The following is a 12,387-nucleotide window of genomic DNA, read 5'->3' on the forward strand; positions in this document are numbered from 1 at the left end:
TGCTTATACTGCCCGCAAAGCATAAAAAGAAAGCATACTTCGCCCGCCGCGGGCGCAACAAAAGTTGTATTTCCCTTTCTTTTCAGCAAATGAAGGTGGGCTGCAGATTTCAGCCAGGCATGATCTCCTTAAGCTTGTTTATGATATAATCTCTGCTGCTTGGAAGATAGGACATAAAGTGAGCATAGGGAATGCCTCTTTCGCTGCAGGCCTCCCTGGCAGACTTATAGTCCCTTCTGCGGTAGTTTCCACGTTTGTTCATAATAATAATCAAAGCTGCAGGCTCACCGTTACGGTAGAGGCCGTAGGTGAAGTGCTGTGCGTTTTCCGGAGCGCCCACCACAGAAGGGGGCACATCCCTGCGCACCTCGCAGTCGCTGTAAAATTCCTTAAAAATCGTTTCCAGGCGGAAGCGGACTCCTTCTTCGCCGCCATTTTCATAAGAGTAATCTCCGGTCTGGGCAGTGGACGCTGCTTTTGCGGCAGTGGCTGCCGTGGATGGAGCTGCTTTTGCTTCGCCGGATTTTTCGCTGCCGGAGCCGTTCATGAAGCTGTCCACCACCGAATCAATGGCTGTGTTTAGAACCCTTCGCGCAATCCTGTCTAATATCCCCATATTCCCTCTTTTCCGCATCGAAATGCTGTCTTTTGTTCTTAAAATTATGACACGATTATAACATGATATCGAAGAGCCTGCAATAGCCTCTTTGCAAAGTACCTTGCTACAGCCGCACCTGGATGTGGTAATGCTCCAGCCAGTATCCTACCTGCAGCAGATAAGCCAAAAGCTGGGGACCGGCCATGAGCTGACCGTAAAAGGGTCTGCCGTAGTCCGAGGGACACCTGAGAAGGGCCTTTGTTTTTTCCAGATCAATGAAGTCGGAAAGCGGAGTGCTGGTATCCTGCAGAGCTGCCAGAAGGCGCTCCTTCAGCAGGTTCTCGTAGGCCGGATCATAGGTCTTGGGATAGGGGCTTTTTTTGCGGAAAAGCACCTCGTCGGGAAGAAGCCCCCTTGCGGCCTCTCGAAGCAGCCCCTTTACCTGGCCCTTTGGGCATTTCATGCTCCAGGGAACGTTAAAGACATATTCCACAATGCGGTGATCCGCCAGGGGAACCCTGGCCTCCAGTCCGGTGTGCATACTGGTGCGGTCCATGCGGTCTAACAGGGTCTGCATAAACCAACGCAGATTCAGATAGGAGATTTCCCGGCGGCGGGCCTCTTCGTCATTGTCCTCCGAAAGCCTGGGCGTTTCTTTCACCGTGGCTTCATAGGCAGCCCTCACATATTCCTCTATGGGCAGCAGCTCTTTGATCTCATCCCGAAGCAGTATTGTGCGCGGCGTAAGATCCATGGACCAGGGAAAGCAGTCTGCCTGAAAGCATTCCTTTTTGTGAAACCAGGGATAACCTCCGAAGATTTCGTCGGCGCATTCTCCGGTGAGGGTCACCTTATGACGGGCGGCAACCTGGCGGCAGAAATAGAGCATGGAGGATTCCACGTCAGCCATACAGGGCAGGTCTCGTGCATCCACTGCCTGAAAGAGAAAATCATAGAGGGTCTGGCTGTCGCATTCCAGATAACGGTGATTTGTATGGGCATAGGCCGTCATTTTATCTACCCAGGGACGATCCTGGGAGGGCTGAAAGGCGTTGGAGCGGAAATTGGCGTCGTTTCCTGCAAAGTCAAAGGAATAGGTGTCTAACTGCTTTCCCTGATCTGCAAGGGCCTTGCTGCAGACCGCCGTCACCAGACTGCTGTCTACGCCGCCGGATAAAAAGGTGCAGATGGGAACGTCGGAAAGCATCTGCATCCGAATGGCATCCGTCACCAGATAACGAGTTTTTTCCACAGTCTGCTCCCAGGAATCCTCGTGGGGACGGCTTTCAAGCTGCCAGTAGGGCGAAAGCTGCGCCTCAGTGCCCTGAAATTCCAGGAAATATCCGGGGAGCAGCTCAAAGATATTTTGAAACACACCTTTCCCATAGGTTTTGGCGGGGCCCAGCCCAAAAATTTCACACAGCCCCTCTCTGTCCACAACAGGCGCAACGCCGGGGTAGGCAAAAAGCCCTTTGATCTCAGAGGAAAACACAAGAGTATCTCCCTGCAGGGTATAAAACAGCGGCTTTACGCCCAGACGATCCCGGAACAGGCACAGTGTCTGGGCGCTTTCATCCCAGACACAGAAGGCAAAAATACCGTTGAGCTGTTTCACGTAATCCCGCCCATGGAGCAGATAACCGGCCAGTATCACCTCTGTGTCGGTGTCTGTGGTAAATTCCATGCCCTCTGAAAGAAGCTCCCTTTTAAGGCCGGGCATATTGTAGATTTCTCCGTTAAAGCAGATGGTGCAGCGGTGATCCCCCCACTGCTTTGACATAGGCTGATGCCCTCCCTGAGGGTCCAGGATAGACAGCCGCACGTGAGACAGGCCGCAGTGTCTGAAAAGCGCCACTCCATCGTCATCAGGCCCTCTATGCTTCTGAATTTGGTTCATCTTCTGCAGAATAGGGTACCATCTGCCTCCATCCTCCAGAAAATTTTTGTGAAAGCTGCTAAATCCGGCAATTCCGCACATATCCACCTCATTTCTGCGCAGCCACGTCTGTGAGAAGGGGCTGCAGCTGTCTGTGCTCTAAAGCCATCTCCAGGGCCGGAAGCAAAAGAGAAGTATCTGCCACAAGAGAATTTGGCTTTTTCTCCCAGTCATCCTGACCGAAGGGGACAAAGTATATATTTTTGGAGTTTAACAAAAGGCCGATATTTTTCAGATTCATGCCAAGCCCGTCGTTGGTGGAAATGGCTAACACAAGGGGCTTGTTGTTTCGAAGGTGCGCCTTGGCCGCCATGAGCACCGGGGTGTCCGTGATGCCGTTTGCAAGCTTTGCTGCGGTATTGCCGGTACAGGGCAGAATCACAAGAAGGTCAAGATATCCTTTAGGCCCGATGGGCTCTGCCTCCTCAATGCGAAGAATGGGTTTTCTGCCCGTGATTTCTTCTACCCTTGCAAGGTATGCCTCAGGGGCGCCGAAGCGGCTTTCAATGGTCTGGGAGGCGTTGGAGAGAATGGGGAAAATATCTGCTCCGGCCTCCTTCAGCTCCTGAAGGGCGGCAAAGGTTTTGTGGAAGGTGCAAAAAGAACCGGTGAGCGCTGCGCCCACTTTTTTTCCCTCTAATTTCATAAAATCCTCGTTTCTGCGCTGCCTTTTCCCATAGGCGGCTTTGCGACAGGCAGCGCGCAGACACAAGCCGCATACAGTGGATTCTGAAAAAACATGTCTTAAGATATTTTGTCCGTCACGTATTGGGCCAGGCGTCTGGCGGAGCTTGCGCCGGCATATTTTCCGGGGAGACCTGGACAATGCCGTGCCGGAATGCCAAGACTTTCAGCTGCCTCGTAATCCACGCCTCCCTGATTGGAGGCAATATCGATGATCAGCCCCTTTGCGGGAAAGCTCTTAAGACAGTCCTTGGTGAGAACCAAGGCGGGAATGGTGTTGAACACATATTCAAAAGAGCTGATTTCCTGCTTCAGTCTGGGAAGCAAAAGCGTGGACAGCCCCATGGCCTCCGCGGACGCCAGCTCCTTAAGGCTTCGGCTGCACACAGTCACCCGGGCGTCTAAGCCCTTCAGCTTCTGGGCAAGCACCCTGCCGCATCTGCCGTATCCCAGCACAAGACATTCACTGTGGTGAAGGCTGGTATCTTTATGGAGCAAAGCCTCCAAAACGGCGCCCTCCGCCGTAGCGATGGCATTGAAAATAGTCAGGGCCTCGTCCTTCATAAAATCAAAGCAGCCGATTTCTCTTTCTTCGCAGTGCTGCCGGAAGCTTTCGGGAATCACGCCTCCGAAAATTTCCTGATGTCTGCGCAGAAGCCGCTGCAGCTCTGCCAGACTGACAGGGGGCATGGGCTCCTGAAAAAAAATATGGCCCTCTTTCTCAAAGGGGATGCCAAACACCAGCACTGCAGTATTTTCCACAGCCTCCCGGAGATCCTGCGTTTGGTGTATATTTGCGTTTTCAGGAGTTTTTGACACCCCGCAGGCGATCACACGGTATCCCTTTTCCAGAAAAACCGGAGCCATACAGGCGGTGCGCTTGTCTCCGCCGATAATTGCAATATCAAACTTTTTCCATTTTGACAACTTCTGCCGTCTCCTCCCTTTTTCCACTATCATTTTTTAAAATATGTACCTTCCCGGAGGACTGTTACCTATTTCTTTTCAGGATTCTCATAAAAATCTCACAGAAATTTTACAAATGGCGGATATGCTTTATAATTAAGAAGGGAAGAGGGCAGGAGGAGGTAAGCGGATGAGAAAAATGCTCATTGTAGACGATGATGCGCATATCAGAAATCTGGTGATGGTCTATGCACAGCTGGAGGGCTTTCAGTGCAGCGAAGCGGAGAATGCAGATCAGGCAGCTGCGCTTTTGTCCCAATCGGATTTCGATATTCTGATTTTGGACATTATGATGCCTGGAAAGGACGGTTTTGAGGCCCTTGCGGAGATCAGACAGTTTTCGCAGCTGCCGGTTATCATGCTGACGGCCCGCAGCGAGGAATACGATAAGCTGTTAGGCTTCCGGCTGGGAGCCGACGATTATGTTTCCAAGCCCTTTAGCCCAAAGGAGCTGATGGCAAGGGTGAACGCCGTTTTAAAAAGGGCCGGGGGAGAAACCGCCGGAGCCCTGAAATTCGGAGATTTCTGCATAGAGACAGACACACGGATCGTTATGGCCGGGGAAAACAGAATCAATCTTCCGCCAAAGGAGTTTGATCTTTTGGTGAAGCTGGCCCAGAACGAGCATATTGTGATGACCAGAGATCAGCTTCTTTCCTCTGTCTGGGGCTATGAGTATTATGGTGACACCAGAACGGTGGATACACATGTGAAGTCTCTGCGGGAGCACCTTGGAGACTACAGAAGGCTGATTCAGACCGTATGGGGAGTGGGGTATAAATTTGAGTACAGGCAATAAAAGCAAGAAGCATTTTTTCTCTCAAATGTGGGTGCGGCTGTGGTTTATCATGATGGCAGTGGTGGTGTTTACCATTGCGCTTATGTGGATTGTACAGATATTTGTCCTGCAGAGAAACTATGTGGACATGGCTGTGGGAGAAATCAAAAACCAGCTGGAGACCGTCAGGGAGGAGCTTACAACAGGGGATCTGGCGGACAATGGAGAGCTGCTTTCCTACTTGAGCAAAATCATAAACGGCAAGCTGATGCTTGTGGACAAAAACGGCAGCCTCATAGAAATTTACAGCTATGGACATACTCTGAACATGGAAGAAGACATGTCCAACGTTTCGGTCTGGGAGGATATTGAAAACAGTGATGTGTATGAGAATGTGCTTGCCAGGCAGACCTACAGCAGAGAGGTGCGGGAAAACTCTCATCTGGAATCCTATGAGATCGGCCTTCCGGCTGTATACAATGGAGAGGAGGTGTATCTGATTCTGCGGCAATCCTTTTCGGAGCTGAATCAGGTGCTTGGCATGAACCGCAGACAGCTCATTGCCTTCAGTATTCTTCTGACATTAGTGTCAGCTGTCATAGCGGCTGTTTTGTCCAGAAGATTTATTAAGCCGGTACGCATCATAAAGGACACGGTAGACGAGCTGGCAAGAGGTAATCTGCAGGCAGAGCCGGATATTGCATTACATGACGAGGTGGGGCAGCTGGCAGAGTCGGTTAGAGAGCTGGGGCAGGCTCTGCAGCGGGTGGACGCTTTGCGCAAGGAGCTGATTGCCAATGTGTCCCATGAGCTGCGGTCCCCCCTTTCCCTGATTGGAGGGTATGCGGAAATGGTTCGGGACATTCACTGGCGGGATGAGGAGAAACGGCAGGAGGATTTGAACCTGATCATAAAAGAGGCCAACCGCATGAGCGAGATGGTAAGCGATATCCTGGATTATTCACAGCTGCAGGCAGGTTATCTGCAGCTGCGCAAGGATCGGTACAATCTCTGTGAAATCCTGGAGTCGGAGGTAATGCTGTGCGAGCAGAGCGTGGCAAAAAATCACATAAAGATCACCCTCTCTCTGCCCCAGGGGGAAGCTATGGCATATGTGGACGCCCTGAAAATCAGTCAGGTCATCAGAAATCTTCTGTACAATGCCATCAATCACACCCAGGATGGGGAGTCCATTGTGGCAGAGCTGAAAGAGGAACAGGAAGGGTTCTATGTGGCGGTAAAAAATGTGGGGGACCCCATTCCGGAAGAGGAGAGGTCGTTGATCTGGGAGCGCTACCACAGAAGCCAGCACCAGGGCGGGCGAAAAGAGGGAACGGGCCTTGGCCTTTCCATTGTGAGCACCATTCTGAAGGCTCATGGGATGGATTACGGAGTGGATTATGAGGACAAAATGACGGTTTTCTGGTTTCGGTATAGGAAAAAGCAGGATGTTTAGGATAGAATGCCCAAGAGGAGGTGAAGGGCTTGCAGGACAATCTGGAAAGCGCAAAGGAAGCGCTGCGGCAGGTGAATCAGGTGATTCTTGGAAAGGAAAAAGCGGTAAAGGAGGTCATGCTGGCCTTTTTGGCCAACGGACATATTTTATTGGAGGATATACCAGGAGTGGGAAAAACCACGCTGGCGTTATGCTTTTCCAGGGTGATGGACCTGGATTATAAAAGAGTGCAGTTTACGCCGGATGTAATGCCCTCGGATTTGACAGGCTTTTCCATTTACCGCCGTGAAGAGGAGAAATTTGTGTACCAGCAGGGAAGTGTATTCTGCAATCTGCTGCTGGCAGATGAAATCAACAGAACCTCGCCCAAAACCCAGTCGGCGCTTCTTGAGGTGATGGAGGAACGCAGAGTAACGGTGGAGGGTGTTACCAGAAAGGTGCCGGCTCCGTTTTTGGTGATCGCCACCCAGAACCCTGTGGGAAGCGCCGGCACCCAGTATCTTCCGGAGGCGCAGATGGACAGGTTTATGATTACCATGACCATGGGATACCCGGATTTCGAAAGCGAGCTTTCCATGGCAAAGGCGGTGGGGGAAAGCAGAGGTGTGGATTTGCTGCGGCCGGTTTTGAACAAAGAGAGGCTTTTGGAAATGCAGAGAGAAGTCCAAAGGGTGTTTATCAAGGATGAGATATACCGTTACCTTTTGGAGCTTGTCACTGCTACAAGAAAGCATCCTTATCTGGAGCGCGGCGCAAGTCCCAGAGCCACCATTGCCCTGGTGAAGATGGCAAGAGCCGCAGCCTTTCTGGAGGGGCGCAATTATGTGACCCCTGCAGACGTCAGGGAACAGTTTCCCTATGTGGCGGCTCACAGGATTCAGGAAAACGCAGCAGCCCGGATGGAGGGAATGGAAAAGGAACAGATTATCCAGCAGATTCTAAGGCAGGTCAGGCAGCCTTCCATGGGAAAGGATTAGCCTGGGAAGGGATTGAAATGAGAAAGCTGGTTTTTGCAATTATTTTGGCATTCACCTTCTATATTGCGGGAATGTACCGGCATCCCGGTCTGATGGTTCTGTTTTTTGCAGAAATAGCCTTAACGGTTGTCATGTTTCTTGCCTGTCATTATATGAAACGGAATTTATCTCTGGAGATTCCCCAAAAAAGCGGCGTTGCAAGGAAGGAGCAGACCAGCTGGTGTGCGCTGACGGCAAGAAACAAGGGGAAGCTGCCGGTGAGCCGTTTCCGGGTGAGAATTAAGGTGCGCTATCCAGGACAGCGTATCTGCAGGACCAAAAGGATATACGGAGAGAGCGGATGTGGAGAAAATCTGCTGCAGTTTGGCATACTGGCCCGGTACTGCGGTCTGGTGCAGCTTAAGGTAGACAAGCTGAAGGTTTATGATTACCTGTCATTATTCCATGCTGGGAAAAGCATTGAACAGGAGATGACAATTGCGGTATTCCCCACAGAGAGCAGCATAGAGACACAGCTTTGGGCGTTTTTGGAAAGCGAAGGGTCCATCCTGCCTGCACAGGCGGCAAAGGGCGCCAGGGAGGACGGGGACGAGGTTCGTCAGATCAGAGAATACCGCCAGGGAGATTTTGTGCGCCATATTCACTGGAATCAAAGCGCCAGAACGGGACAGTATTGGGTCAAGGAGTATGAACGGGAGACAAACGCCCAGGTGTGCCTATGGATTGACCTCTCCGGACAAAGAAGGGCTGCAAGAAGGCAGCTGGACGCATTTTATGAGCTTTTGTGGAGCTTTCTTGTGGGAATGCTGAAAAGAGACATGGCTGTGCAGGCCTTTTGGAGGGAAGAGAGGAGAAATGGGATTCAAACCATGAGAGTGTCCGAAGGAGAACAGTGTCAGGAGCTTTTTTTGTCCCTCTACCGGCTGGAAGCACAAAAAGAGGAACGGGAGCAGGAAGGAACGGGGAATTCCGGGGAAAAAACAAAAAATTGGATGCCGGAAAACGCTTTTGGGCTGGATTTGAAATTGGGTCTGTATTTTAATGAGGTCTTAATGTATCGTTTTTCCAGAAAGGAGCTGGATGGGCGGAATCAGAATCAAGGTAGATACCGGAGGAAAAAGGGAAAATAAATATGGCTTTGCGGCTGCCCTTGTGTATTTTGCAGCGGGAGTATGCGGACTGCTTTCGCTGATTCCAGCCCTTAACGGGGTGGACAGCAGCCCCTATATGGTGTATCCGGCAGCAATTCTTTTGTGTGTGCTTTTATGGGCCTCCTTTTGTTACAGGCGGCCGCTGTTTTATCTGCTCCTTGCCCTGATTCTTTTGGGGGAGGGCGTCACTGCCTTTCTGATGTGGGACAGGCTGTGGGAGCAGGGGACGCAGATCGCTGCCAGCCTTGCAGGGGAAGCCAATCTGTCCCAGATGACAGTGACGCTGCTTGTGATGACAGTAATGCCGCTGCTTGCTCTTTTTTTGTTTTTGCTGGAGTTTATTCTCAGAAGGCACCTGCTTGTATGCCTGCTGATCTCAGGGATACTTTTACTGTCCCCTCTTTTTGGAGTGCGGATAAGCCTGGGAACGGTGTTTCTCCTGGCTTTGTTTCAGACTGCTTTTTTTGTGCTTCGGCTTACGGCCAGAGGCAGGCGGAGAAATGTTTTTTCAGGGAGCGGGGATGCAGGTCTGACGAAAAAGAGCAGTCTTGCAGCAGCTGCGGCCCTGGCTCTTTCCTTTGCCCTGGCGATTCCCTTCGTGTCCTTCTATATGCAGGATCTGTACGAATGGGCCTATCAGGCGGAGGGACAGGTATACACTACTTTAAGACGTTTGACAGGGCAGGACAGCGTTCCGGCAGGCGGGGGAACCATAAACCGGGGAAACAATTACCGCACGGGGACGGTCCAGCTTGAGCTGGAGGCCTCCCGAATTCCTGCGGAAACCCTGTATCTGCGGGGCTTTGCGGGAGGCGAATATATAGGGGGCAGCTGGGAGAGTGTAGATGATGAAGAAATGTTTCAGAAGGTGGCGGAAAACTTAAGATGGGAAACGTGGCTTTCCTCCATCAGGGGCATGTATCACAGAATGTATTACACGCTGAACACCTATCTTCACAGGGAGGGCTGGCCGGACGATATCTCCCTGACCATCACGCACACCAACGGACAGTACGGAACCTATTATACACCCTACTACAGTCAGTATAACAGTGGCTATGGACCTTACTATGGCTATACTTATCTATACTATGAGCAGGAACAGATGGATATTGCATGGGATCATGTTCCTGGAAATTTTGAAATGCAGGCCAGATGGTATGGCCAGATACAGACTGCATATCAGGAGGAGGCGCAGGAGCTGTATACCCAGGTTCCCGTGCAGCTGCTCCCCAGACTGAGCAGCCTGTGCGCAGAGCATCCATTGGAGGATTTGGACGAAATCACGGCGTTTATCCTAAGCACGCTGCAGACCAATACCGTTTATACCCTGACGCCGGGCTGGTCTCCCATGAATGAGGATGTTGTGGAATATTTTTTGTTTGAGGGGGGAAGGGGCTACTGCCAGCATTTTGCCGCTGCGGCTACGCTTATGTACCGTTTGTACGGCATCCCCGCCCGGTACGCTTCCGGTTATCGGGTGGAGCCGTCGGACTTTGTGCTGCAGGAGGACGGCACATATCGGGCGGAGGTTACAGATCAGGCGGCACATGCCTGGGTGGAAATTCTTTTGGAGGACTATGGATGGACGCCTGTGGAGGTAACGCCTTCTACGGACGGAAGCAGCATGGTTTACTATCCGGGATTTGACAGCGTTACGTTGGAGCAGATCAGGACAGAGCAGGGCTGGGATCAGGAGAGCGCCGCTATTGTACAGAGCCTGCGGGCACCTGGGGAAGAGACGGCTTCTGAGGAGCAGCAGCTGAACCTGCCTCGTTTTGAAATAGATTTTGAAAAATATCAGAATTGGTTTTATGTCCTGGGCGCCTGCCTGCTTTATACGCTGTGTCTGCTGCCCTTCCTTTTAGATTACCGCAGATTGCGGAGGCTGAAAAAAATGAAAGGGGAGGGCTGTCGGAAAATTTATACAAGATTTTTGCAGATGCTTCATTTCTGCGGCTGCATGAAGGGATGGGACGGCACGGAACCGGACTTTGCAAAGGAGACGGTAAAGCAGCTTAGCTGGATGACGGAGGAAGAAATCTGTAAGATGCAGGACATTGTAAGCCAGGCGGCCTTCGGGCCTTCTCAGCCCCAAGAAGAGCAGGAGACCTTTGTATATCAGGTATACTGCAAGGCGGCGCAGGGAATGATTCCTTCCCTGAAGTGGCATAAGAGACTTATCTTTTGCTTTTTTAAGGCGTACGGCTGAAGAACAAAACAAAAGTTAGGGGGAGAAGAGAAGCATATGGAGCAGGAGAAACAAATTACAGATATTTTGCAGCGGATTCTTCTGGCCTGCAGGGGAATTTTTCAGGATAATCTCACAGGAGTCTATGTACATGGCTCCCTGGCTTTTGGGTGCTTTCGCTGGGAGAGCAGTGATATTGACTTTCTGATAGTGGTGAAGGAGGCGCCCTCCCTGAGGGAGAAAATGGGATGGATAGAAAGCCTTCTTGCATTGGAGCCTTTTTGCCCGGCAAAGGGGCTGGAAATGAGTGTGGTGCTGGAAAAGGACTGTAGGGAATTTACCTATCCCCCCCCCTTTTTACTTCACTTTTCCAAGATGCACGAAGAGGCATGCAGGAAAAACATAGAAGCATTTTGCCTCAGAATGCAGGGAACGGATAAGGATCTGGCGGCACATTTCGCCGTGACAAGAAAAATGGGGATTACCCTTTGGGGGCAGGAGGCATCCTCATTGTTTGAGCCTGTTCCTGTGGAGGCCTTTTGGGACAGCATAAAAAATGATATTCTGTGTTTGGAAAGGGAGATAAAAAAGCAGCCTGTATATTTGATTTTAAACGCCTGCAGAGTGATGGCCTTTCTGGAGGAAGGCCGTATCCTTTCTAAGGAACAGGGAGCTTTCTGGGGGATGGAACATCTGCCGGAAATTTACACGCCTTTGATTGAAAGGGCTCAAAGCACTTACAGAAGTGGAACGCGCTTTGAGGCGGAGACGGCTGTGCTTAAAGCCTTTGCAGGGTATGTGCAGAAAAAGCTGCAGATGCAAAAGCCCTTGCCCAATCAGCTTTGACGTCTTCTGTTTCCCAGCATTTTGATCATAATGCCGATGATCATTCCCGCAGCGGAGAAAAAGAGCCCTGGCATCATATCGCTTGGGGCAGGAGCCCTGAGGCTGCCGGTTGAGAGCATATTGGCAAGGGAAAAGGTGACGTAAGGGGCAAGCATGTACAGAACGCCGAAATAAAGCAGCACAAGCCCCTTTTTATTTCCCAACGACCTGTCCTTTCCTGCAAAAATGGAGAGGACAAAGGTGCTGAAGGGCAGAACAAAATAGAGGAAAACAAGGGAGTATCCCATTGCGTCCCTGCGGGCCCCCAGCCAGAAGGCGGCTGCAGACAACGCCCAGATGCAAAGATAAATCAGAAGCAGATGCTTTATTGACAGCTTTTTAAATTTTTCCTTCATGTTTTTCCCATTTCTGCGCCGCTTCTGCGCTTTTTTTAATCTGTTTTCTCTTACAGTGACAGCGTCTTGGTTTTGACGTTGTCATTTTCATTATACGACAGGGAGATTTCCTTGTGCAAGCAATAGTTGAAAATAATCAGAATTTATGCTAAATTTAAAATACAAATATAGGATATAAAAGAGGAATTTCTAAAAATTGAGGACGGGTGGATGAAAAGGTGGATAAGCATCCTGGTTCTGACAGCTATGCTGCTTGGCGCATGCTGCGGAACACAGGAAAACGGGGAAGAAAAGCCAGAGACCTATTCCGCAGCAAAAACAGACAGGAAGGGTGCTGTGGGTAAGATAAGAACAATAAGGAGCTGCTATGAAAAAAATCACTCTATGCTTAGTTTTATTTATCATACCG

At 50.7% G+C, this 12,387-nt stretch carries 12 protein-coding genes; 7 read left to right on the forward strand and 5 right to left on the reverse strand.

Annotation, left to right across the window (positions count from 1 at the left end):
- Positions 1-109: 109 nt before the first annotated feature.
- The 4 genes from AC1WIP_RS04505 to dpsA form a co-directional block, all read right to left on the reverse strand.
- On the reverse strand, positions 110-616 hold the full coding sequence (locus AC1WIP_RS04505) for a hypothetical protein (RefSeq protein WP_481140694.1): 507 nt from the start codon (positions 614-616) through the stop codon (positions 110-112).
- A 106-nt stretch (positions 617-722) separates the two neighbouring features.
- Complete coding sequence (gene asnB / locus AC1WIP_RS04510) at positions 723-2,576, reverse strand: asparagine synthase (glutamine-hydrolyzing) (protein WP_481140695.1); 1,854 nt, start codon at positions 2,574-2,576, stop codon at positions 723-725.
- Between the two features lie 7 nt (positions 2,577-2,583).
- Complete coding sequence (locus AC1WIP_RS04515) at positions 2,584-3,180, reverse strand: dipicolinate synthase subunit B (protein WP_481140696.1); 597 nt, start codon at positions 3,178-3,180, stop codon at positions 2,584-2,586.
- 98 nt (positions 3,181-3,278) lie between these two features.
- Complete coding sequence (dpsA, locus tag AC1WIP_RS04520) at positions 3,279-4,145, reverse strand: dipicolinate synthase subunit DpsA (protein ID WP_481140697.1); 867 nt, start codon at positions 4,143-4,145, stop codon at positions 3,279-3,281.
- 169 nt (positions 4,146-4,314) lie between these two features.
- Between dpsA and AC1WIP_RS04525 the strand changes: the two genes are divergently transcribed.
- Genes AC1WIP_RS04525 through AC1WIP_RS04550 form a run of 6 tightly spaced genes read left to right on the forward strand, consistent with a single transcriptional unit; the run spans position 4,315 to position 11,583 of the window.
- Positions 4,315-4,983: a response regulator transcription factor gene (locus tag AC1WIP_RS04525; RefSeq protein WP_481140698.1), complete on the forward strand. Its 669-nt coding sequence runs from the start codon at positions 4,315-4,317 to the stop codon at positions 4,981-4,983.
- Positions 4,967-6,418 carry a sensor histidine kinase gene (locus AC1WIP_RS04530; protein WP_481140699.1) on the forward strand — a complete coding sequence of 484 codons (1,452 nt, stop codon included), beginning with the start codon at positions 4,967-4,969 and terminating at the stop codon, positions 6,416-6,418. Before AC1WIP_RS04525 ends, AC1WIP_RS04530 begins: the two co-directional genes overlap by 17 nt.
- A gap of 29 nt (positions 6,419-6,447) precedes the next feature.
- Positions 6,448-7,395 carry an AAA family ATPase gene (locus tag AC1WIP_RS04535; RefSeq protein ID WP_481140700.1) on the forward strand — a complete coding sequence of 316 codons (948 nt, stop codon included), beginning with the start codon at positions 6,448-6,450 and terminating at the stop codon, positions 7,393-7,395.
- Positions 7,396-7,412: 17 nt separating this feature from the next.
- Positions 7,413-8,525: a DUF58 domain-containing protein gene (locus tag AC1WIP_RS04540; RefSeq protein ID WP_481140701.1), complete on the forward strand. Its 1,113-nt coding sequence runs from the start codon at positions 7,413-7,415 to the stop codon at positions 8,523-8,525.
- Positions 8,476-10,758: a transglutaminase-like domain-containing protein gene (locus AC1WIP_RS04545; protein WP_481140702.1), complete on the forward strand. Its 2,283-nt coding sequence runs from the start codon at positions 8,476-8,478 to the stop codon at positions 10,756-10,758. Before AC1WIP_RS04540 ends, AC1WIP_RS04545 begins: the two co-directional genes overlap by 50 nt.
- Before the next feature lie 36 nt (positions 10,759-10,794).
- Positions 10,795-11,583 carry an aminoglycoside adenylyltransferase domain-containing protein gene (locus tag AC1WIP_RS04550; RefSeq protein ID WP_481140703.1) on the forward strand — a complete coding sequence of 263 codons (789 nt, stop codon included), beginning with the start codon at positions 10,795-10,797 and terminating at the stop codon, positions 11,581-11,583.
- Here AC1WIP_RS04550 and AC1WIP_RS04555 read toward each other — a convergent pair.
- The gene (locus tag AC1WIP_RS04555) at positions 11,574-11,978 is read right to left on the reverse strand and encodes a hypothetical protein (protein WP_481140704.1); all 405 of its coding nucleotides are present in this window, start codon (positions 11,976-11,978) and stop codon (positions 11,574-11,576) included. The genes AC1WIP_RS04550 and AC1WIP_RS04555 overlap by 10 nt on opposite strands.
- 210 nt (positions 11,979-12,188) lie before the next feature.
- Between AC1WIP_RS04555 and AC1WIP_RS04560 the strand changes: the two genes are divergently transcribed.
- Positions 12,189-12,387, forward strand: a 199-nt coding sequence (locus AC1WIP_RS04560; protein WP_481140705.1) for a hypothetical protein, incomplete at its 3' end; no start/stop codon positions are given.

This window comes from Acetatifactor sp., from assembly GCF_982438285.1.

Excerpts from the sequence above, each read along its gene's own strand:
- AC1WIP_RS04505 (WP_481140694.1), bottom strand. The coding sequence starts at position 616 with ATGGGGATATTAGACAGGATTGCGCGAAGGGTTCTAAACACAGCCATT.
- asnB (WP_481140695.1), bottom strand. The coding sequence starts at position 2,576 with ATGTGCGGAATTGCCGGATTTAGCAGCTTTCACAAAAATTTTCTGGAG.
- AC1WIP_RS04515 (WP_481140696.1), bottom strand. The coding sequence starts at position 3,180 with ATGAAATTAGAGGGAAAAAAAGTGGGCGCAGCGCTCACCGGTTCTTTT.
- AC1WIP_RS04525 (WP_481140698.1), top strand. The coding sequence starts at position 4,315 with ATGAGAAAAATGCTCATTGTAGACGATGATGCGCATATCAGAAATCTG.
- AC1WIP_RS04540 (WP_481140701.1), top strand. The coding sequence starts at position 7,413 with ATGAGAAAGCTGGTTTTTGCAATTATTTTGGCATTCACCTTCTATATT.
- AC1WIP_RS04545 (WP_481140702.1), top strand. The coding sequence starts at position 8,476 with ATGGGCGGAATCAGAATCAAGGTAGATACCGGAGGAAAAAGGGAAAAT.
- AC1WIP_RS04550 (WP_481140703.1), top strand. The coding sequence starts at position 10,795 with ATGGAGCAGGAGAAACAAATTACAGATATTTTGCAGCGGATTCTTCTG.
- AC1WIP_RS04555 (WP_481140704.1), bottom strand. The coding sequence starts at position 11,978 with ATGAAGGAAAAATTTAAAAAGCTGTCAATAAAGCATCTGCTTCTGATT.